We start from the raw sequence: 20,697 nt of genomic DNA on the forward strand, positions 1-20,697 counted from the left end.
GGTCGGAACGGATGTCCATTGCCGCTAATATCGCCGGGGAGGGCGGGAGCACGTTGTCCAGCAATGCGCATGGTTCGCTCGAACCGGTGCTGCGCGCCCAGCAATTGTCCAAGCAATACGGCCCGGTGACGGTGTTGTCGGACGTCACTTTGGACATCCTGCCCGGTGAGGTCCACGCCATCATTGGCGAGAACGGTGCCGGCAAGTCGACGTTGATGCGGCTGCTGTCCGGCTATGTCGAGCCAAGCCATGGCACATTGTCGATGAACGGACACGCGGTGAAATTTGCCAAGCCCAGCCAGGCACAGGATGCCGGTATCGCCTTGGTCCATCAGGAGATCCTGCTCGCAGAGGGGCTCACGGTCACCGACAATTTGTTTCTCGGGCGAGAGCTTTCGCGTGGCCTTGTCGTGGATGACCGCACCATGCGCCGGCTGGCGGCCGACAAACTGGCGCAGATCAGCTGCGCGGTCTCGCCAAGGGCACTGGTGCGAGACGTCTCGCTGGCAGACCGGCAGATGGTGCAGATCGCTCGTGCTCTGCTTGACGACTATAAATTGGTTATCTTCGACGAGCCGACCGCCGTTCTGACCGGTGGCGAGGTCGAGCGCCTTCTGGAGATCGTCCTGCGACTGAAGGCTCACGGCACCGCCGTGCTGTATATCAGCCACCGGTTGGACGAGGTGCAACGGGTCGCCGACAAAGTGACCGTTCTGCGCGACGGCAAGATGGTCGGCACCTATCCCGGCAAGACGCTGAGCCAGATGGATATGGCGCGGTTGATGGTCGGTCGCGAACTGGCCGCACTCTATCCTGAAAGGACCGCAGCGCCTTCGGATGTACCGATGCTGAGCGTGAGGAACGCCTCCGTTCCCGGCTATGCGGAGGACGTGTCGTTCACGGTCCACAAAGGCGAGATCCTCGGGTTCGCCGGCATGGTCGGCGCAGGTCGAACCGAACTCTTCGAGGGCATTATCGGCCTGCGCCCGGCGGCCGCCAAGGTCGAACTTGAGGGCAAGTCGATCCATTTCCAATCGCCGCGCGCGGCGATCGACGCCGGCGTCGGTTACCTGACCGAGGATCGCAAGGGCAAGGGACTGCTGCTGCAGGAGCGCCTGGCGCCTAACCTGACGCTGTCGGCGCTCGGTGTGTTCCATCGGGGCCTCTCGATGGGTCGGCGCCGCGAAGCGGAGGCCTTGGAACAGGCCGTGGAGGCATATGACATCAGGCTGAAGAGCCTCGGCGCCAAAGCGGGCCAGCTTTCCGGGGGCAATCAGCAGAAGCTGCTGCTGGCGAAGGTGCTGCTGACCGATCCTTCGGTGGTCATTATCGACGAGCCCACGCGTGGCATCGACATCGCCAACAAGGCGCAGATCTATGCCTTCATCCAGGAGCTTGTGGCCAAGGGCAAGGCCTGCATCGTCATCTCTTCGGAGATGCAGGAACTGATCGGCATCTGCGACCGCATCCTGGTGATGCGGGAAGGGCGCATCACCGGCGAGGTCAGCGGCGCCGAAATGACCGAAAGCAACGTGGCGGTACTGGCGACCAGTGGCCCCAAGCCAGGGCCAAAAGCCAAGGGAGGCACAGAATGGCTGTCATGACCGAATCCGCACCCAGGCGTCGCCCCCTGGATCTCAATGTCAGTTGGACCGACATCGGGCCCTTCCTTGCGCTGGCGGTCCTCCTGGTCGTGGGTTACCTCATCAACCCCGATTTCCTGTCCGCCACCAATCTCGCCAACGTCATCACCCGCAGCGCCTTCATCGCCATTATCGCGGTCGGCGCGACATTTGTGATCTCGTCCGGCGGGCTCGATCTTTCCGTCGGCTCGATGGCCGCCTTCATCACCGGCATCACCATCATGTTCATGAACACGGCGGCGCCGCATGCCGGTATCTGGGCTATTCCCGCCGGCATGGCGGTGGCGATCCTGGTCGGCCTGCTGTGCGGGCTTGCCAACGGCCTCATCGTCACGGTCGGCAGGATCGAACCGTTTATCGCCACGCTGGGCACGATGGGGATTTTCCGGGCGCTGATAACCTATCTGACCGACGGCGGCACGATACCGATCGACCGATCGCTGCGCGAGGCCTACCGGCCTGTCTATTTCGGCACGGTTGCCGGCATCCCGGTTCCTATCCTCATATCCGTCGCCGTCGCCGCGGTCGCATCCTTCATCCTGTACAAGATGAAATACGGCCGCAAATGCGCGGCGGTCGGCGCCAATGAGGATGTCGCCCGTTATTCCGGCATCTCGGTGATCAGGACACGGACCGTGGCCTATATCGTCCAGGGTGCCTGCGTGGCCATTGCCGCGATCTGCTACGTGCCGCGCCTGGGCGCTGCAACGCCGACGACCGGACAGCTTTGGGAACTGCAGGTCATCACAGCCGTGGTGATCGGCGGCACCGCGCTGCGCGGCGGCAAGGGCCATGTGTGGGGAACAGTCGCCGGCGCCGTCATCCTGGAGCTCATCGCCAACCTCATGGTGATGTCGGACTTCGTCTCCGAATACCTCGTTGCCGCTGTTCAGGGCGTCATCATCATCATCGCCATGCTCATTCAGCGGTTTTCGAATTCGAAATAGCGCCGCGTCCGGACCACGCGGATCAACGTTCTTGTAGGTCCAAGGGAGAAGACAATGTTCAGTAGAAAATGGATTGCGGCGGCGGTACTTGGCGCGCTGCTGCTGGCCGGTCAGGCCATGGCGCAAGACAAGAAGGTCATCGCGGTGTCGATACCGGCAGCCGACCACGGTTGGACGGCGGGCATCGTCTATCACGCACAGGCGGCGGCCAAGGAAATCAACGCCGCGTTCCCGAACGTCGAAGTGGTCGTGAAGACGTCGCCGTCCGCGGCGGAGCAGGTCAGCGCGCTTGAGGACCTGTCGGCCAGCCGCAAGTTGGACGCTTTGGTGATCCTGCCTTACAGCTCGGAAGAGCTGACTCCGCCGGTCAAGGCTATCAAGGACATGGGCACGTTCATCACCGTCGTCGATCGCGGTCTGACAGACGCCTCCGTCCAGGATCTTTACCTCGCCGGCGACAATATCGCGGTTGGCACCAACACAGCCAAGTTCATGATCGACAAGCTCGGCGGCAAGGGCGACGTCGTTGTGCTGCGCGGCATTCCGACCGTCATCGACGACGAGCGCATCAAGGGTTTTCAGGACACGATCAAGGGCACTGATCTGAAAGTCCTCGACGTCCAGTACGCGCATTGGAACAGCGACGAAGCCTTCAAGCTGATGCAGGACTATTTGGCCAAGTACCCGCATATCGATGCGGTGTGGGCCAATGACGACGACATGCTGCTTGGCGTGCTCGAGGCGGTCAAGCAGTCGGGCCGGACCGATATCAAGCTGGCGCTCGGTGGCAACGGCATGAAGGACATCGTCAAGAAAGTGATCGACGGCGACGCCATGACGCCGGTCGAGACGCCATATCCGCCGTCGATGATCAAGACCGCGATCTACATGACCGTCGCCAACCTGATCGGCCAGGCACCCGTCCGTGGCACCGTCAAGCTCGACGCGCCGTTGATCACCCAGGCCAACGCCAAGGAATACTATTTCCCCGACTCGCCATTCTAACCCTATCCGATTTCACCGAAAGGCAGGGCGCGGTCCGCGCACTGCCTAGCTCAAACACTGAGAGGAAGAGCCATGCCAGGCAAGAAGATACTGATGCTGACCGGTGAGTTCACCGAAGAATACGAAATCTTTGTCTATCAGCAAGCGATGGAAGCCGTCGGTCACACCATCCACGTGGTATGCCCAGACAAGAACGCCGGAGATCTGATCAAGACCTCGCTGCACGACTTCGAGGGCGACCAGACCTACACCGAAAAGCTCGGCCACTATGCGCTGATCAACAAGACTTTCTCGGAAGCCGAGAGGCAGCTCGATCAATATCATGCCGTCTACTGCGCGGGCGGCCGCGGCCCGGAATACATCCGCACCGACAAGCGCGTGCAGGCGATCGTGCGCCATTTCCACGAGGCCAAGAAGCCGATCTTTACCATCTGCCACGGTGTGCAGATCCTGATCGCTGTCGACGGCGTGGTGCGTGGCAAGAAGGTCGCAGCACTCGGCGCCTGCGAGCCTGAGGTGACACTGGCGGGTGGCACCTATATCGACCTGTCGCCGACCGAGGCCTATGTGGATGGGACAATGGTTTCGGCCAAAGGTTGGACGGCGCTTGCTGCGTTCATCCGCGAATGTCTGAAGGTGCTGGGAACGGAAATCCGCCACGCATAAGCTTCTGGAACCGACGCATTTCGCCAAGGGATGCGTCGGTTGCTTCAACAGCGCCTCCATATCCATAAATTCGGTCTGGATCGCGGCTCCCGAGCACAACGATATAGGCGAGATGCTCAAGGATCGCCGCCTGGTTACGCCGCTTTTCGTCCTTCTTGTTTCACTGATCGCGGCAGTGCTGTTCGACATGCTGGCGCGCGGCGTTGTTTCAGCGTCCTGATTAGAGGTCGTGTCGTCGACCGTGCGGCCCGTCGTCGCCCCGAGGCCATCACGCTCGGTACGAGGACGCGATGAACAAGTTCTCGTAAAACCTTTCTGACGGTCGTTCGATCGGCGCCCAGGCAGTGAGGCGCTCCGGGCTTGCTCGTTCAGATTTCAAGTTGCTGGCATAAGTCAACAGCTGCAACGGCGCGACGCCACCAGTAAATCGGGGTGCGCTTGAGTTCAGGCCGCGCCAGTGAATCTGCATCGCGGATAACGAAATGGTCTCCTGGCGTCCGGGTTGGTCATCGGCCTGACGAAAAGAACGGCGTCTAGGAACGATTCCGGCCGGCTGCCGTTGCCTAACATTAGATATCTCTTATGGAATCTGCGAAATGCCGCTGTGTCAGAATCTATGCCCTCTTGAAATGACATTCAAATGCCCGCGTTGCGGATTGGCTTTGCTGAAACCCGGGCGCTGGTTTCAGGTTGCATCCAAATATCGCTGCGAGGGGTGTCACAGCGAAATCCGGATTACTTATCCCGACAAGATTGCACTGTTCCAGAAGTATGCGGCGCAGCGCGAGGGTCTACCTCCGCCAAAGCATAGCTCAGTCCTGACCAAGTCATTCAGCGGCTAGGCCATGGTCCTGCCAGGGGCAGTCTGAACGCTGACTGCCGGCGGTAGTGTTGCCTGTTGCATGGAACGAAATCCGTTCCCTGCGGTTGGGAGTTCATGCCTCCAGCTACACGCAATTGAGCCGGCCATGCCCTGCAGTCAGGAGCAGTGATGCAAACATACCTGGTAGAGCAAATGGAAGGGGACGACGTAGTTGCGGCGAGCAATGTCAATGCGTCCAGCCCGTTCACGGCGGCGACTATATCGACAGGACGCCAGGTAACCCTGCGGACATGGGAAAACAACTGGGTTCGTGTCACGGATGAGCTTGGAGGAGAAGTATTCGCATATTGCTTCGTTTCAGGCGCCGGCGAAGCGGACAACAGCGCACAGCCCGACATCTCGGTAAGGTAGTCCCACAGCCCGGGCGGGCGCAGGCTGGCATGCTCAACTTCGAACGATTCAAGCGATCAAGACCGCCTGGCGCATCATCCGAATGATTGATGAAAAGATCATGCCGCGGGGCGATAAGCGGCAACAATCCTAGCGTGGGGCCCTTATGTCTCTGGCGCATTTAGAATCTTCGAGGGTGATTCGAACGGTGCAGACTGACTACCAAGCGGTGGTCTCTTGTCGATGGTCAAAAGTTCCCGATCATGCTCTTGACGAGGGCGGGCCCGTTCTACGTCTGCATCAACGGATGGGAACTGGCTTCGTCGACATTCCGGTCTTTGATCACCTGAGGGAAATCGCCGGGCATTATTCCGAAAAATTAGCCGCCAGCGACGGCACCAACCGACTGACCTATTCCGAGCTTTTTCGGGCGGTCGAGGCCTTGGCCAGCCGGATTGAAGCCGTCGTTCCCGACGGAAATGCGGTTGGAATACTTCAGGCCAACTCGGTCTGGTACACAGTTGCGATGCTGGCCAGCATGGCATCCGGTCGACCGTCAGTACCGCTTAACGTGCGAGATCCGGACTCGCGCATCAACGAAATCGTCGCCGACGCGAGGCTCTCCGCCATAATTGGCGACAAAGGCATCCACGGCCTTGATCTGCCCCAGCACGTTGCCCGGATCGAGATAGCGCAATCGTTGCAGGCAACGCTTCGTCCAGCTGAACACCGTACCGTTTCTGTCGATGCACCGGCAATCGTGCTTTATACCTCCGGCAGCACGGGCCGCCCCAAGGGGATTGTCAACAGCCAGCGGAGCTTGCTTTGCCGAGTGCAGCAATATGTCGACGCCTGCCACATCAATGCGCAGGATGTTTTCCTGCCCCTGACCGGCCCGGCAACCATCGCCGGTTGCCGGGAAATCCTTGCTGCTCTTCTTACGGGTGCTACGTTGCAGCTTGTGGAGGTCGAAGCCGTCGGCCTGCGCGCGGTTCGCGGCCGCATGCAATCGGAAGGCGTGACGATCACGTATCTGGTGCCGGCATTGCTTCGCGCTCTCCTGGCGGATGAGCCCGCGGACGCCTTTGGTTCACTCAGGGTTGCCCGAATTGGAGGCGAGAAGGTGTCCTCGGCCGACATCCGCCTGGTGCGCAAGGCTGTCCCGCCAACTTGCCTGGTGCAGATCGGCTATTCATCGACGGAAACGACTGGATCGCAGTGGTTCTTGCCGCACGATTGGCCGGAATTCGATTCCTCAGCTCCCGTCGGTTGGCTGCTTCCGGGAATCAGCTTCGCAATTGTCGATGAAGAGGGTTACGCGGTTCAGCCCGGCAAGATCGGAGAACTGTTGATCAGAAGCCCGTATGTCGCACTCGGATATTGGGAAAACGGGGCAGTTGTTCCGTTTGAAATAGATCCCGCCGACCAGACGCTTCGTATCTTTGCAACGGGCGATCTTGTGCAAATTGGGAGTGATGGCCTGTTGCGGATCATCGGTCGCAAAGGGCGCCAGATAAAGGTCAATGGGCGGCGCGTTGAGCCGGCCGAACTCGAACGGGTTCTGCGTGGCGCGCCGTCGGTGAAGGATGCCCTCGTTATCGTCACCCCGGCGAATGAACTGGTTGCGTTCGCCGTCCCGCACGGCGGGGCGGGAGCCAGTTTTTGCGACGAGTTGCGCCAACTTGCCAGGACAAAATTGCCGCCGGCGCTTTGCCCGCTGCGGCTCCATGCAAGCGCCGAGATACCGCGACTGGCCAGCGGAAAGATCGACATGGCAATGCTGGCTGCAATCGACCTTTCGGTGCGGGAAACAACGCCCCTACCGCAAATCGCCCATGCGGGAAATGAAGTTCCTGCTCATCAGATCGTACGGCGTGCCTGGACCAAGGTCCTTAAAACGCGGGTCGCCCTGGGGTGCTGGGATGAAGCGGGGGGAGATTCGCTGAAGCTGCTGCATTGCGTGATGGAAATCGAAAGCGCGATCGGGCAAGAGCTCGGTTTGGAAGCCTTCACGGTTGGAATGAGCTTCGATGAGATGGTTGCAGCGGTCATTTCCGCTCAAGGAGGCGGAGAGCACGCGCCCGCCTGGAAACACGAGCCTCCGCTCCTTTTCCTTTTCCCCGGGTCGGTCGGCTATGGTCCGAGCCTTGCTTCGTTCGCATCAGCAATAAGCAAGGTCGCCAGGGTGTCTCCCATCAGATATCCGGCCCTGGGCATGATCCTGCAAGGTCAGAACACTGTCGCCGCAATGGTCGAAGCTGCAATTGATCATATCAACCGCGTGCAGCCGACCGGCTGTGTTCGCCTGCTTGGCCACTCGCTCGGAGGAGCGGTCGCTTTTGAGGTTGCCGCGCGTCTGCTTGATCAAGGGCGAGCGGTAGCGTTCACGGGCATTCTGGATACCAGCCTGGTTGGAGAGCGCAGCAAGCGTTGGGAGACCATTACCCGGACATTTCACCGGATCCGAACCAATCGTATATCGGCTAGTCGGGTGGCGTGCCGCGCGCTTGCCAAGGTCGCGGTCAAAATGCACTGCGAATCCCGGCTTGCCGGCTTCCTCGACCGCTATGCCGAGGGTCAGTTCAATCCGACGAGCTTCAGAACCAAACTGGAACTGCAGGAAGTTCTGCGCGCGCGCGCCTTCTTCCAATGGCTGACAGAACCTAGGCCGATACTGCCGATCACCGGCACCTTGTTCCGTTGCGCGCGGCCCGGAATGCCCCTTGCACTCGGGTGGGATCGGGCATTCGTCCATCTGAACGTCATTCCGATCGCCGGCACCCACATCGACATGGTCGTGGAGCCTCATCTGACCGTCAATCGCCCACTCATCGAAAACGCTGTGACCGAGACCTACTCTTCAATCGAGTCACGCAAACAGGAGGCAGTGTCATCGACCTGATAGGCGAATTCAGCAGCGATGTGCTGGCGCTCGATGCCCGGCTGGAGATCGATCGCATCGTCGAGACTTTGCGCGAACAGGTTCTCGGCACACAACGGCGTCGCGGAGTGGTCGTCGGGCTCTCCGGAGGCATCGACAGTTCGGTCGTCGCAACGGTGTGCGCACGGGCGTTCGGAAAGGACAAGGTACTGGGCCTGTTCATGCCGGAGCGCGATTCGTCAGGCGACTCGTTGAGGCTTGGCCGCAGCGTCGCTGGGCAGCTTGGCATCGAGACCATCCTTGAAGATATCGAGCCGGCGCTCGAAGGCATTGGCGCCTACGCCCGACAGATCGAGGCCATCCGAACTGCCGTCCCTGGATATGGCGAAGGCTGGAAATGCAAGCTGGTCATGGCATCGGTACTGGAGAGCAGCGGCCTCAATATCACGCGCCTTACGGTCGAGGATCCGGACGGAAAGATCGACACCGTGCGTCTGTCGCCGGCGGCTTACCTGCAGATCGTCGCTGCTACCAACTACAAGCAGCGGGTTCGCAAGATGACTGAATACTATCACGCTGACCGCCTCAACTATGCAGTGGCAGGCACGCCAAACCGGCTCGAATACGACCAGGGCTTCTTCGTCAAGCAGGGCGACGGCGTCGCCGATGTGATGCCTATCGTCCATCTCTACAAGACCCAGGTTTATCAGCTGGCGGAATATCTCGGGATTGACACGGAGGTCCGAACAAGGCCGCCGACCACGGACACGTTTTCCATGGCGCAAACCCAGGAGGAGTTCTACTTCGCCTTGCCCTATCAACTGATGGATTTGTGCCTCTACGGCATGAATCACGGAATTTCGGCCGGCGTGGTTGCCGCCGCCGCCAGCCTCACGGCCGAACAAGTCGAGAAGGTCTATAAGGATATCGTCAGCAAACGCCGCGCCGCACGCTACCTTCACGCACGGCCGCAGCTGTCCGCTGCGATGGACAGGGATTGACCCATGTGCGGCATCGCCGGAATTGTGGCGCTGAACGCGGCTGCGGAGCCTCCGTCACGAGCCGCGCTTCTGAGAATGGCGGCCGCGCTCTCCCATCGAGGTCCGGACGAAAGCGGCCTATACCGCGACAAGCGAGCGGGGCTGGCGCATACCCGCCTGTCGGTCATCGATCTCTCGACCGGACAGCAGCCTCTCGCCGACACGGGCAATACCACCTGGATCGTGTTCAACGGCGAGATCTTCAATTACGTCGAGTTGCGTGACCAACTCATAGCCCTGGGACATCGTTTCCGCACCCGCAGCGATACGGAGGTCGTCGTGCATGCCTACCGCGCCTGGGGCGTGGGCGCGTTCGAACGGCTGAACGGGCAGTGGGCACTCGCCATCTGGGACTCGCTGACAGGCCGCCTCGTCCTGTCGCGCGATCGGTTCGGCATCTGCCCGCTGCATTTGTGCGAACACGCTGGCCGCCTGCATTTCGCCAGCGAAGTTAAGGCCATCTTCGCAGCCGACCCGGCGATACCGCGGGCCTTCGATCCGGCGGGGGTCGACCAGACTTTCACGCTGTGGACCGTCGTACCGCCGCAAGGCGTATTTCAGGGAGTACAGGAACTTACCCCCGGCCATGTCCGCATCTACGACAATGGCAGCGTTCGTGAGCAGGCTTTCTGGAAACCTTGCTATCCCGAGAACGAGGACCCGGCCCACGGCACCTTCAGGGGCTCGCTGGAGGATGCGGTGGACGAAGTGCGCGGCGCCTTGCGGGCCGCGACGGCGCTTAGGATGGTGAAGGCGGATGTGCCGGTCGGCTGCTACCTTTCCGGCGGGCTCGACAGCTCACTTGTCGCCATGCTCGGGAGGCGCTTCGCCGGCGCGCCGTTCCAGACTTTCTCGTTGCGTTTTGCTGACGCCGAATATGATGAAACCCGTTACCAGCGGCTGGTTGCAAGTGCGAGCGGCGGCGAACACCACGAGGTGATGGTTTCGCGCGGTGACATCGCCGACATCTTCCCAGATGTGATCTCTCACGCCGAGCGTCCGATTCTCAGGACGGCGCCGGCGCCGTTGTTCCTTCTCTCGAGGCTGGTGCGCGAACATGGCATCAAGGTCGTGCTGACCGGCGAAGGGGCCGACGAGATGTTCGCCGGCTACGACCTGTTCCGGGAAGGCAAGGTCCGCCGGTTCTGGGGGCGGCAGCCCGCCTCTGCCCGACGCGCGCGACTGCTGGAACGCCTCTACCCTTATCTGAGCCGCTCGCCGGTCAAGCAGCAGGCGATGGCGCGCCAGTTCTTTGGACACGGTATCCATGCATTTGGCGCGCCCGGCTTCGCGCATGATACCCGCTGGCGCACCACCAGCGCCATCAAACGGCTGTTCTCGGCCGACATGCACGCCGAAACGGCGCGCCACAACGCGGTGGCGGACCTGCTCGGCCGCCTGCCCGAAGAGTTTCAACGATGGGGTCCTCTCGAGCAGGACCAGTACCTTGAGATCAGGACGCTGATGTCGGGCTACCTGCTCTCCTCGCAAGGAGACAGGATGCTGATGGCCCACTCCGTCGAGGGGCGCTTCCCGTTCCTGGACGATAAGCTCGTAGCCTTGGCGAATTCGCTTCCGGCCGACTACAAGCTGCGCATTCTGGATGAGAAACACGTGCTGAAGCGTGTGGCGAAATCGATCGTGCCCGCGGAAATCGTGGCCCGCAAGAAGCAACCCTACCGGGCGCCCAACGCACTTTGCTTCATGGGCGGTAGCGCACCCGCCTATGTCCGCGAAGCACTCTCTGAGACTGCCCTGCGCGCGGCGAATGTCTTTGATCCGAACTCGGTCGCGCGCCTGCTGGGCAAATGCGGGGCCAAGACCGGCGATGGGGATCTGTCCAACTCGGACAACATGGCGTTGGTCGGCGTGCTGTCGACGCAGCTCCTCCATCAGCAGTTTGTCGCAAGCCGCCCTTCGAGCGGGCGTGCGGTCGACCTCAGGATAGATGTCGATCACCTGCGCAGGGAAGAGGTGCTGGTATGATGCATGGCGCCGTCCCTCTGCTGCACGACTACCTCAGCCATTCGGCCGGCCGGCTCGGCGACAAGGTGGCGCTGGTGTGCGGCGGGCACCGGCTCGCCTATGATGAGCTTGAGACACGTTCCAACGCGGTCGCCCATCATCTCGTCACGTCCGGGGTCGCCCCCGGTGACCGCGTCATGATCTTCGCCGACAACACCGTCGAGACCGTGGTCAGCTTCTGGGCGGTTCTCAAGGCGAGCGCCGTTGTGTGCGTCGTCAATCCGCTCACCAAGAGCGACAAGCTGGGGTATTTGCTCAACGATTGCCTGCCGGCGGCATTGATCACCGACAAACATTTGCAGCCGATCTTTGCCGAGCCGGCGCGTAACTGTCCGTCGCTGCGGCGGATCATCGTCTCCGGTCCGGTGGACGACGCCGAGCTTCGGGGATTGCCGCATGCCATGCGCTGGGATGAGGTGGCTGCCGGCCACGGCAAAGCGCCGGCCCGCCGCCGCATCGATATCGATCTCGCAGCCATCATCTACACGTCGGGCTCGACCGGCGAACCCAAAGGCGTGATGCTGACACACAGGAACATGATGGCAGCCTGCACGTCTATCGCCTCGTACCTTGAGCTTGGCGAAGACGACGTGATCCTCAATGTCTTGCCCCTGGCCTTCGATTACGGCCTCTATCAGATGATAATGGCATTCCGTACCGGGGCGCGGTTGGTCCTCGAGCGCTCGTTTGCCTTCCCCGCACAGATACTTGCGATCATCGAAAGGGAGAGAGTTACAGGCTTTCCCGGCGTGCCGACCATCTTTGCCGCGCTGTCGGATCTCAAGACGCTGAAGGCAGATGATTTTGCAAGCATAAGGTATGTCACGAACACGGCCGCGGCCCTGCCGCTCAAGCACATTCGCCTGCTCCAGGAGCTGTTTGCTGACGCCCGCATCTATTCGATGTACGGCCTGACCGAATGCAAACGCTGCACCTATCTTCCCCCGGACGATCTTGCCCGAAAACCGTTGAGCGTGGGGATCGCCATCCCGAACACCGAAATGTGGATTGTCGATGAGGATGACCGAAAGGTCGGTCCCAATGTCGTCGGCCAGTTGGTCATTCGCGGGGCAACGGTCATGAAGGGCTACTGGGGTAAGCCGGAGGCTACCGCGAGGAAGCTCAAGCCTGGCCCTTTGCCCGGCGAGCAGGTTCTGTACACCGGCGACTACTGCCGAATGGACGAGGAAGGCTACCTCTATTTTGTCGGTCGCAGCGATGAGATCATAAAATCGCGGGGAGAAAAGGTGGCGCCTAGGGAAGTCGAAAACGTGCTGATGGAAATTCCGGGAGTACGGGAAGCCGCGGTCGTTGGAGTTCCCGACGACCTGCTGGGGCAAGCAGTAAAAGCGTTTGTCGTCATGGAGCAAGGAACGATCATGGGCGAAAAGCAGCTGCGGATGGAATGTCAGAAGCGGTTGGAGAACTTCATGATTCCGAAGTCCATCCAAATTGTGTCCAGTCTACCGATGACGGACACGGGCAAGCTCAAGAAAATAGCGCTGTCATAAAGCGATACCTGGAAATCATTTGGATCGGAGGCCAATTCAATGCTGAGCACGAACAACAGAATTGACACCTACAGCGATCAGATACGCGCCTTTCTGGCGTCAAACTTCTACGTAGCCGACCCGCGTGCGCTGGAAATTGAAACGTCGTTGCTCGACCAGGGCATCATAGACTCGACTGGAGTGCTTGAAGTTATCGGCTTCGTCGAGGAGACATTCGGCATCACTGTCGAGGACAGTGAGCTTCTGCCTGAGAATTTCGATTCCATCCAGGGAATTGCACGTTACGTGGTCAGCAAGGAAAACTGATCGCCGGGCTACGGTTTAAGGGCGTCGTCCCAACCGAGCGCGCAAACCCATGGCGCGGCTCACGCTGGCGCCTTGGCCCGTGCACAAACCACCCTGGCTTCACCGGCTTTGTTCGCAATCGCGCGAATGCTCTCATAGGCTTTGGAACGCTCAACCAAACTCATGACCTGCCGGTCCTGGCCAAGCCCGACCTCGAAAAGCAGCATGCCACCTTGCCGCAGAAAACGCTGCGCCTCCTTGATCACCCGCATATGAATGCTCAGGCCGTAAGGCCCGGCAGCGAAGGCCTCACGCGGTTCAAGTTCCATCAGATGCGCGCGGTCGTTTTCGAGCCGCTTCTCCGAGATGTAAGGCGGGTTGCAGACGACCAGATCGATCGTGCCTTCGAGTTCCAGATCCGAGAAGGAACTGAACAGGTCGCCCTGCAGCACCGAAATGCGTCCGGCCAGGCCAAGATGGGCGACGTTCCGGCAGGTGGTTTCGACACAGCTGTCAGTAAGATCGCTCGCCCAGACGCGCGCGGTGGGGACCTTGTATCCAATGGCGCAGGCGAGATTGCCTGCCCCGCAGCACATGTCCACGACACGCGGTACCGGCCGATTAAGTTCACGAAGCACATTGAGGGCGGTGCTGCCGAGCAGTTCCGTCTCCGGGCGAGGGACGAGCACGCCGGGCGCGACAACCAACTTCAGTCCCATGAAGTCGGTGCGGCCGGTGCTGTAGGCGCTGGCGACATCTATTTCACCAATCACGACAAACCCGCTTTCTTGATTTTCCCATGTTGATTTCTCAGGCGCCCGGTCCCATGCCGTGAGGCGAGCCATCAACCGCGTGGTTCCGGCTCGCTCATGTCCGCGCAACTACTGGATCGCCGCGCTCTGCAGTTGGCTGCTGAACCTCACCTCGATCGTGTCTCCAGGCGCGACCTCCGTGTCCTGGTCGACCGGTCGACTTCTCGACGCGTCGCCGGCCCCGCCGGTTATTGTGATCCGCGCCTGGAAGGTTTCGCCGGCGACCGGCAGTGGAAGAGCGGACGCCCCTGATGGCTGAAGCTTCTGGCTGGCTGCGTGGAGCCTTGCAGTGGTCTCGGCGAGGCGAAGGTCGGTATCCCTCAACTCGTTCAGGAGGCCGATCCTTCGTTGATTTTCATTGCGTTCCTGCTGCCTGACGAAGTCTTCCTGCTGGCGCCGCGTTCTCATGAGTTCGACCGAGGTCTCGAGCGCCCGGCTAGACGACATCAGCACGGCACGCCTGACGTCGGCGAGCCTGCTGTTGGTCAGGTTGCCCGATTCGAACGATTTGGTGACCCGCGCCAGATCGTCCTCATCCTGTTTCACCGCGGCCGCTTCCGTCTGCTCGCGCTTGAGCAGAACCTCGACCTGAGCCTCGGCATCCTTGGCGGTCTTGTCGAGATAGCTTTGCTCCTGTTGAAAATTGTTCAGCGAAATTCTGAGACCCTCCGCTTCCGCCTGCGCGACCGCCGATATCAATGCATTCGACAGGGGCGAACCTTGCGGCGGCTGCATGTCAAATTCCGCCTGGTTCTGAAGTTCGGCGCGGATACGGGCGCCATGAAAGTAGTCCCTGATGTAATCCCCCCAGATCGACTCGTAGTCGCGTCGCAGATCAACGGGATCAGGTCCGCTTTGGCTTGCCCGCGACCGCAGAAGGCTGAAACCGCCGGCGACCGCAATTGCCTGCCGGACAGTCATGAGTGGCCGGTAAGTCTGCTGCCCTGGTGTCAGCACATCGCCAGTCACATAGATCGGGCGGTACTCCGCGATCACGGCCGTGACGTCGCTCGGCTTGATGACGATGATTTGCTCCCGTCCGTCAGGCAGGCGCTGGTGGACGATCTTGGTTGGCAGCACGGCTTCCATGCGTGTCTGCAATTCGGCCGGCGTCAACCCGCCAACCGGGATCATCCCGAACTCGGGCAGCGCGATCGAGCCATCCATCTGGACGATCGCGCGTTGCGTTCGTTCCGCTATGGAGGCAATTCCTATCTCCACCGTGTCGCCGGGGGAAAGCTTGTAGGCCCCCGGCGCTTCAGCCGCGGCTGCGATATCCAGGGCCAGGCAGCCGGCAAGCGCTGCAAAGAAAATTCGGCTAACGAAGGCCATTGATGGCAATCTCCCTTTAATTCAAGCTCGGCTGCTGCGGCCAATCGAGACGGGCGACGAATTCGTAGACCGGCCCACCAGGCACCCCCCAATTGCTCGACCAGATCACTTGCGACCCATCAGGGGACGGTGAGGCATGTGTCTCGCTCCAATAGTCAAATGGAGCGTTTCGCGTCTGCACGATGCGTCGTACCTCCTGACGGCCGTCAACACGCAGCGCGATCACTTCGCGCGTGTATGGCGCCCAGTTTGGATGGCTCCGAACCTCATCGGGATTGCCCCCGTAACTTATAAATGCCCATTCGGGCCTGTCCAAAGCACGCAGCGACGTATGCTCGGCCTCACCGTACTTCGTGAGCGACGTGACCTTTCCATCGGACAGCCGACGCTTGATCACCTGATATTCGTCCGGAGCGGATTTGCTGGTTCCGACGTAAATCTCGCTGCCATCCGCATCGAGAGTCAAATCGCCATGGCCGGGCCGATGATGGTCCTTCCACCTCTGGCGCAGGGTGCCGTCGACTGCAAAAATGGCTCGCTGCTCGGTGCCGTCGACCAGGTTTTGGAAACACAGGATGTTCTCTCCAAGCGGAGAAATGGTGCAGGAACTGGTCGTTCCGGCAACCTGGGCGAGATCGATGTCCGGGTATTTCAGACGCCGGTCGATGTCGTATGCGAAGACGACGGCAGCTCCATCATCGCGGGTCGCGCGTACGGCAATGCGGTTGCCGTCACGACTAGGATTTCCCTTGGACGGGCCGAATTCGAGATCCCGATATTTCGTTGCGGCATACACTATGTCCTCACGATTGGTGCGGGGAGCCCAGGTCGAGATCTTTTGACCGTCGACACAGATCATCATCTCCGCCTTTCGAGGGCGCCATTCGCACTCACCCGACTTGTTGCGATGAAACAAAGGGAGGTAGGTTTTCCCGTCGAGGAAACACATGCCGTTGCAGCCGTTCATGAGGACGAGGAGGCTCTGATCTGCATTCCAGGCTTGCGCGATCGAGTACCGATGACTGCAATATATCTTGCCGCAGACAATTCCGCTGCCAAGAGCTCCGGGCCGGGTAATCCGAGTGAAGCTGATCCCCGTCGCCGGATCAGTGACAGGTTTCAGGTAAGCGGGCAGATCCATTGACGGCTCCGTTCCTGCCGCACCGCTCGGCCGGTTTCCGGCTGTGTGCAGTGCCAGCAGAGCCGCCATCAACAGCATGGCTGGTATGAGCCGCGGAAAGGTCATGTCATATAGCTCATTTCGCGTCGGACGCGGCCTTCGCTAAGGCGCGAGCGCCACCACTCGATGGTTCTTTCCAGACCGTCACGCAGGCTTGTATGCGCCCGCCATCCGACTTTACTTTCAAGGTTCGAGGAATCGGCGAGCAACACGCGAACCTCGGAGTTCTGCGGCCGCATCCGGCTTTCGTCGCGACGGACCGGTTTCCTGGTGCCACTCAACTCGAGCACCAACTCCAAAACGTCCGAGACACTGACGGCGCGCTGGCTGCCGGCATTGTAGGCATGGCCAAATTCAAGCTCGGCCGCCCCTGCCGCCACAAATGCCGCCGCAGTGTCTTCCACAAAGGTAAGGTCGCGGATAGGGCTGGTATCGCCGACCATGATCGCCGGACAGTTCTCGTCCAGAGCCTGCCTTATGATGGTCGGCACGATGGCCCGCTCACTCTGGCGCGGCCCGTATGTATTGAACGGTCGCAGGATGACCACCGGCACATCGAAGGACCTGGCATAGGACGCCGCCATCATGTCCGCCCCGATCTTGGATGCAGAGTAGGGGGACTGTCCCTGCAACGGGTGGGATTCGTGGATCGGCATGGTCAGAGCGGTGCCATAAACCTCACTCGTGGACGTATGCACAATGCGCTCGGTTTCCCAGTGGCGTGCCGCTTCGAGGACATTCACGGTACCCAGAACATTGGTTTCCACATAGGATTGGGCAGCCGCATAGGAATAGGGAATCGCAATCAGCGCAGCCAGATGAAACACCACCGCCTGGCCGCGCACGATCCGGTTGATGAAGGCGCTGTCACGAACGTCTCCACGAATGCACTGCAACTGGCTTCGAACGTGGTCGGGCAAATCATCCAGCCAGCCATGGCTGTCGAACGAGTTGTAGAGGGCCAGTGCCGTGACATCGGCACCTTCGCGCACCAGCCCTTCCGTGAGGTGGGATCCGATAAATCCATCCGCACCCGTGACCAGGACCTTCCTGCCGTGATAGTTCACGACCGTGCACTCCTTCGATCATGTGAGCCGTCAAACTGGCGAACGAACAACAATCCATTCATGCCAAACTCTCCTCACTTGCCAACTCTACCCACTTGCCGCGGGAGGCAGGGACACGCCGAAAACCGCCCTGAAGCCCCGCATTATCCAGACGAGGTCCGATGCAATCGTGCGCCGCGGATAGTAGGCGAGGTCGATCGTTGCCTTGGCCGGGAACAGGACCTCTCGATAAAACAGGAGCGGATCAAGGGAGGGCGGGTAAAAACAGGCTTCGTGACGGAAGAGAACCTGGGTTGGGCCGAGCAGGCCGGGCTTCCACTGTAGGACAGCTTCATTGCCGCCGCGGAAACAATCGGCGAAGGCAAGGCTTTCCGGCCGCGGCCCGACAATTGCCATGTCCCCCGTGAAAACGTTCCACAGTTGGGGCAACTCATCAAGTTTCGTTGCCGCGAGAAAACGGCCTACCCGCGTCATGCGGCTGTCATCGTTCATGGTCAGCGCAAGGCCGAAAGGATCGGCTGTTGTCTTGAATTTGCGGAACTTGTACATGCGAAACGGTTTTGCGCCGGCACCCAGGCGCGTCTGTACGAAAAACACCGGCCAACCACCTTCGACAAAGAGTGCAACGGCAATCAGGAGCATCAGTGGAGCGAGTACCATTCCCGCTGCTGCAGCGAGGATGATGTCCATCGCGCGTCTGGCAATTCCGTGGCTGGTTCCAGCTACGGCGGGCCGATGCATCGTCACGTCGAGTGCGTTCATGCCGCGGCTCCCGCACGCCCGCTGCTTTCAATCGCGGTGGCTAGTGCAACAACCACCGACTCGATCGCACTTGCCGTAATTTGCGGGTGTAGTGGAATCGTCAATTCCCGCTGCGCGAAGTCCTCGGTCTTCGGCAGATGGATTTCAGTGAACATCTGGCGATAAAGCGTCATCTGGTGCACGGGCGTATAGTGGATTGTGGTCTGTATCCCCTTCGTTCGCAGATGGTCGATCACCGTTTGCCGGTCGACGTCATGCGGCAGGAGGACAGGCATGATGTGGTACGCCGAGGTCCGCGGTTTGCCGAACGGGACTGTTACGGCTGAGCAATAGTCTGCGATCAGACGTCGATAGAGGACGACCAATATGCGCCGGATTTCATTCCATTCCTGCAGGTTCTGAAGCTGGACCAAGCCAATAGCGGCGCGCAATTCATCCATGCGATAATTGAAACCGAGCATCGTCACATCGTATTGCGGCGTGCGGCTGTTCAGCCGCTGATGGGTGCCACTGGTCATCCCATGTCCGCGAGCCTGGCGGATCGCTTCACGGAGCTGTGCATCCCGGGCGATAACGGCCCCACCTTCCGCGGTGGTCATGTTCTTGTTGCCGTAGAAGCTAAAGGCCGCGGCCGCACCGTAACTCCCCACCTCCTTAAGGCCGGGAGCATGCGCGGCATCTTCGACGATATGCAGTCCTCGCACACGGGCAAATCTCTGCCATTCTTCCCGGTCGGCGAGGTAGCCGGCAAAGTGGACGAGAATGACAGCCTTGGTGCGTCCAGTGCACTTGGCTTCCGCGTCGCTTAGGGACATCAGTGGCACTTCGGCCGACTCTATGTCGACGAATACCGGTGTTGCTCCTACGTAGAGCACTGCATTCGCGGTCGCCACGAAGGTCAGCGAGGGAACCAGCACTTCGTCTCCAGGCCCGATCCCGAGTGCATGGAGAATGAGATGCAGGGCGGCGGTGCAAGAACTGACGGCAACGCAATCGACCGCATCATGCACGGCCGCGAAGGCCTCTTCAAAGGCTCGTACCTGGTCCCCCATCGTCAGCCACCCACTGTCGACAACTTTGGCCAGGGCCGCCTTTTCCGGAAAGCCAAGAATAGGAGCGCTGACCAAGAGCATTACGACCTCCTCATGTTGGCGCGGTCGAGCGTTCAGCCCTCAAGCGGCCGCTGCCGAGACCTCGATCGATGCGGACTGCTCTTCCCAGGCAATGGTTTGTGCGTTTTGGAAATCTTCAACGCGTCCGATATCCAGCCAAAGCCCGTCATGTTTGTAGACGTGCACATTCGTGCCGTTTTGCATCATCTGCAGCATGAGGTCGTCGAATCCGAAGGCGATGCCGTCAGGTATAAAGCGGAAAACATCTGGATTCATGCAATATATACCCATGCTTACCAGATGAGATAGCGTCGGTTTTTCACGGAATACTTTAACAGTATTGTCGATCTCGTCGATGACGCCGAAGTCCATCTTGATGACGCGGGAAGCGGTGGCTATGGTGACTGGATCCGTGTGAGTCCGGTGTGATGCCACAAACCGGCTGAGACTGAGATCGGTAAGTACGTCTCCATTGAGAACAATGAACGGCTCGTCCAGTTCCTCCCTGATCAGGGAGAGCGGGCCAATGGTGCCGAGAGGTTCCAGCTCCTGGGTATAGCGTATCCTTAGATTCCACTGTGATCCGTCTCCGCATACGGTGCGGATCAAATGCCCCAGATAGCCGGTCGTGACGTAGACTTCCTGAATGCCGTTCCGTCGCAGCCACTTCAAAAGCAATTCAAGAACCGGTCGAGCACCGATCGGCATGAGAGGCTTGGGCAAAATGGATGTGAACGGCCGAAGGCGTGTTCCCATTCCACCGCACTGAATGACCGCTTTCATCTCGTCCTCCTATTGATACGACTGTCGCGGTGTGATGGGTCCAGCCCCACCGGCCGGAAGGTACGCCAGTGTTGGTTTCGCCTCTCCGGAGTGCAGCGATGGTAAGTGGCGCCCGAGAGGGCGTCGTCGTGCATTTGAATGGCACTTTTCCCGGCGTTTTGATTTCAATATTCCAGCTGGCAGGGCATGGGCGCGGCAGGGCGATCAATCAGAGCTGGGAGCTGTAGCCTACTGTGCGCATGTCCGCGCCGGTAACAACCTTCTCGGAAGGGCATCGCTACCGTTCGTACGAAAAAAACACTTTGCTATCTGGCCTGAAATGTGTGCGATTGTAAGCTACATTAGCAGGTTGAAATGTGCGGATGGGCGGCGCGAGCGTCGACATACGGGGGATCAGCGGGCGGCTGATCTATGTTGGGTCACCGTACAGTCC

General features: G+C 60.1%; 16 protein-coding genes. 9 read left to right on the forward strand and 7 right to left on the reverse strand.

The window, feature by feature from the left end; translation table 11 throughout:
- Window positions 1-11: 11 nt before the first annotated feature.
- The 9 genes from NKH52_RS25020 (at window position 12) to NKH52_RS25060 (ending at window position 13,237) form a co-directional block, all read left to right on the forward strand.
- Entirely contained in the window at window positions 12-1,604 is a 1,593-nt protein-coding gene (locus NKH52_RS25020) for a sugar ABC transporter ATP-binding protein (protein WP_352734715.1), read from the forward strand.
- Window positions 1,601-2,590 carry an ABC transporter permease gene (locus NKH52_RS25025; protein WP_352734774.1) on the forward strand — a complete coding sequence of 330 codons (990 nt, stop codon included), beginning with the start codon at window positions 1,601-1,603 and terminating at the stop codon, window positions 2,588-2,590. The genes NKH52_RS25020 and NKH52_RS25025 overlap by 4 nt, the downstream gene beginning before the upstream one ends.
- A gap of 54 nt (window positions 2,591-2,644) precedes the next feature.
- Window positions 2,645-3,595, forward strand: a complete 951-nt coding sequence (locus NKH52_RS25030; protein ID WP_352734713.1) for a substrate-binding domain-containing protein — start codon at window positions 2,645-2,647, stop codon at window positions 3,593-3,595.
- 72 nt (window positions 3,596-3,667) lie between these two features.
- A complete protein-coding gene (locus tag NKH52_RS25035) occupies window positions 3,668-4,261 on the forward strand; it encodes a DJ-1/PfpI family protein (RefSeq protein WP_013533129.1) in 594 nt (197 codons plus the stop codon).
- Between the two features lie 1,520 nt (window positions 4,262-5,781).
- On the forward strand, window positions 5,782-8,376 hold the full coding sequence (locus NKH52_RS25040) for an AMP-binding protein (protein ID WP_502908107.1): 2,595 nt from the start codon (window positions 5,782-5,784) through the stop codon (window positions 8,374-8,376).
- Window positions 8,373-9,356: an NAD(+) synthase gene (nadE, locus tag NKH52_RS25045; RefSeq protein ID WP_352734772.1), complete on the forward strand. Its 984-nt coding sequence runs from the start codon at window positions 8,373-8,375 to the stop codon at window positions 9,354-9,356. The genes NKH52_RS25040 and nadE overlap by 4 nt, the downstream gene beginning before the upstream one ends.
- 3 nt (window positions 9,357-9,359) lie before the next feature.
- Window positions 9,360-11,381: an asparagine synthase (glutamine-hydrolyzing) gene (gene asnB, locus NKH52_RS25050; protein ID WP_352734709.1), complete on the forward strand. Its 2,022-nt coding sequence runs from the start codon at window positions 9,360-9,362 to the stop codon at window positions 11,379-11,381.
- Entirely contained in the window at window positions 11,378-12,931 is a 1,554-nt protein-coding gene (locus NKH52_RS25055; RefSeq protein WP_352734707.1) for a class I adenylate-forming enzyme family protein, read from the forward strand. Before asnB ends, NKH52_RS25055 begins: the two co-directional genes overlap by 4 nt.
- A 39-nt stretch (window positions 12,932-12,970) precedes the next feature.
- Window positions 12,971-13,237, forward strand: coding sequence for an acyl carrier protein (locus NKH52_RS25060; RefSeq protein ID WP_127294349.1), 267 nt, complete (start codon window positions 12,971-12,973; stop codon window positions 13,235-13,237).
- A gap of 59 nt (window positions 13,238-13,296) precedes the next feature.
- Here the strand turns inward: NKH52_RS25060 and NKH52_RS25065 are convergent, their stop codons facing one another.
- The 7 genes from NKH52_RS25065 to NKH52_RS25095 all read right to left on the reverse strand — a co-directional run bounded on the left by NKH52_RS25065 (window position 13,297) and on the right by NKH52_RS25095 (window position 20,264).
- A complete protein-coding gene (locus NKH52_RS25065; RefSeq protein WP_352734770.1) occupies window positions 13,297-13,989 on the reverse strand; it encodes a N5-glutamine methyltransferase family protein in 693 nt (230 codons plus the stop codon).
- 108 nt (window positions 13,990-14,097) lie between these two features.
- On the reverse strand, window positions 14,098-15,360 hold the full coding sequence (locus tag NKH52_RS25070) for a polysaccharide biosynthesis/export family protein (RefSeq protein WP_352734704.1): 1,263 nt from the start codon (window positions 15,358-15,360) through the stop codon (window positions 14,098-14,100).
- A gap of 16 nt (window positions 15,361-15,376) precedes the next feature.
- Window positions 15,377-16,501 (reverse strand): hypothetical protein, encoded by a 1,125-nt coding sequence (locus NKH52_RS25075; protein ID WP_348629759.1) that lies wholly within the window; start codon window positions 16,499-16,501, stop codon window positions 15,377-15,379.
- 101 nt (window positions 16,502-16,602) lie between these two features.
- The gene (locus tag NKH52_RS25080; RefSeq protein ID WP_352734702.1) at window positions 16,603-17,607 is read right to left on the reverse strand and encodes an SDR family NAD(P)-dependent oxidoreductase; all 1,005 of its coding nucleotides are present in this window, start codon (window positions 17,605-17,607) and stop codon (window positions 16,603-16,605) included.
- A gap of 87 nt (window positions 17,608-17,694) precedes the next feature.
- The gene (locus NKH52_RS25085; RefSeq protein ID WP_127267500.1) at window positions 17,695-18,369 is read right to left on the reverse strand and encodes a sugar transferase; all 675 of its coding nucleotides are present in this window, start codon (window positions 18,367-18,369) and stop codon (window positions 17,695-17,697) included.
- Complete coding sequence (locus tag NKH52_RS25090; protein ID WP_127294359.1) at window positions 18,366-19,502, reverse strand: DegT/DnrJ/EryC1/StrS family aminotransferase; 1,137 nt, start codon at window positions 19,500-19,502, stop codon at window positions 18,366-18,368. Before NKH52_RS25090 ends, NKH52_RS25085 begins: the two co-directional genes overlap by 4 nt.
- Window positions 19,503-19,541: 39 nt before the next feature.
- On the reverse strand, window positions 19,542-20,264 hold the full coding sequence (locus tag NKH52_RS25095) for a nucleotidyltransferase family protein (protein WP_023808950.1): 723 nt from the start codon (window positions 20,262-20,264) through the stop codon (window positions 19,542-19,544).
- Window positions 20,265-20,697 lie beyond the last annotated feature (433 nt).

It is taken from the genome of Mesorhizobium sp. M1066 (assembly GCF_040318635.1).
GTDB lineage: Bacteria > Pseudomonadota > Alphaproteobacteria > Rhizobiales > Rhizobiaceae > Mesorhizobium.

Excerpts from the sequence above, each read along its gene's own strand:
- NKH52_RS25040 (WP_502908107.1), top strand. The coding sequence starts at position 5,782 with ATGGGAACTGGCTTCGTCGACATTCCGGTCTTTGATCACCTGAGGGAA.
- NKH52_RS25070 (WP_352734704.1), bottom strand. The coding sequence starts at position 15,360 with ATGGCCTTCGTTAGCCGAATTTTCTTTGCAGCGCTTGCCGGCTGCCTG.
- NKH52_RS25075 (WP_348629759.1), bottom strand. The coding sequence starts at position 16,501 with ATGGATCTGCCCGCTTACCTGAAACCTGTCACTGATCCGGCGACGGGG.
- asnB (WP_352734709.1), top strand. The coding sequence starts at position 9,360 with ATGTGCGGCATCGCCGGAATTGTGGCGCTGAACGCGGCTGCGGAGCCT.
- NKH52_RS25085 (WP_127267500.1), bottom strand. The coding sequence starts at position 18,369 with ATGAACGCACTCGACGTGACGATGCATCGGCCCGCCGTAGCTGGAACC.
- NKH52_RS25020 (WP_352734715.1), top strand. The coding sequence starts at position 12 with ATGTCCATTGCCGCTAATATCGCCGGGGAGGGCGGGAGCACGTTGTCC.
- NKH52_RS25055 (WP_352734707.1), top strand. The coding sequence starts at position 11,378 with ATGATGCATGGCGCCGTCCCTCTGCTGCACGACTACCTCAGCCATTCG.
- NKH52_RS25095 (WP_023808950.1), bottom strand. The coding sequence starts at position 20,264 with ATGAAAGCGGTCATTCAGTGCGGTGGAATGGGAACACGCCTTCGGCCG.
- NKH52_RS25090 (WP_127294359.1), bottom strand. The coding sequence starts at position 19,502 with ATGCTCTTGGTCAGCGCTCCTATTCTTGGCTTTCCGGAAAAGGCGGCC.
- NKH52_RS25030 (WP_352734713.1), top strand. The coding sequence starts at position 2,645 with ATGTTCAGTAGAAAATGGATTGCGGCGGCGGTACTTGGCGCGCTGCTG.
- NKH52_RS25025 (WP_352734774.1), top strand. The coding sequence starts at position 1,601 with ATGACCGAATCCGCACCCAGGCGTCGCCCCCTGGATCTCAATGTCAGT.
- NKH52_RS25035 (WP_013533129.1), top strand. The coding sequence starts at position 3,668 with ATGCCAGGCAAGAAGATACTGATGCTGACCGGTGAGTTCACCGAAGAA.
- NKH52_RS25060 (WP_127294349.1), top strand. The coding sequence starts at position 12,971 with ATGCTGAGCACGAACAACAGAATTGACACCTACAGCGATCAGATACGC.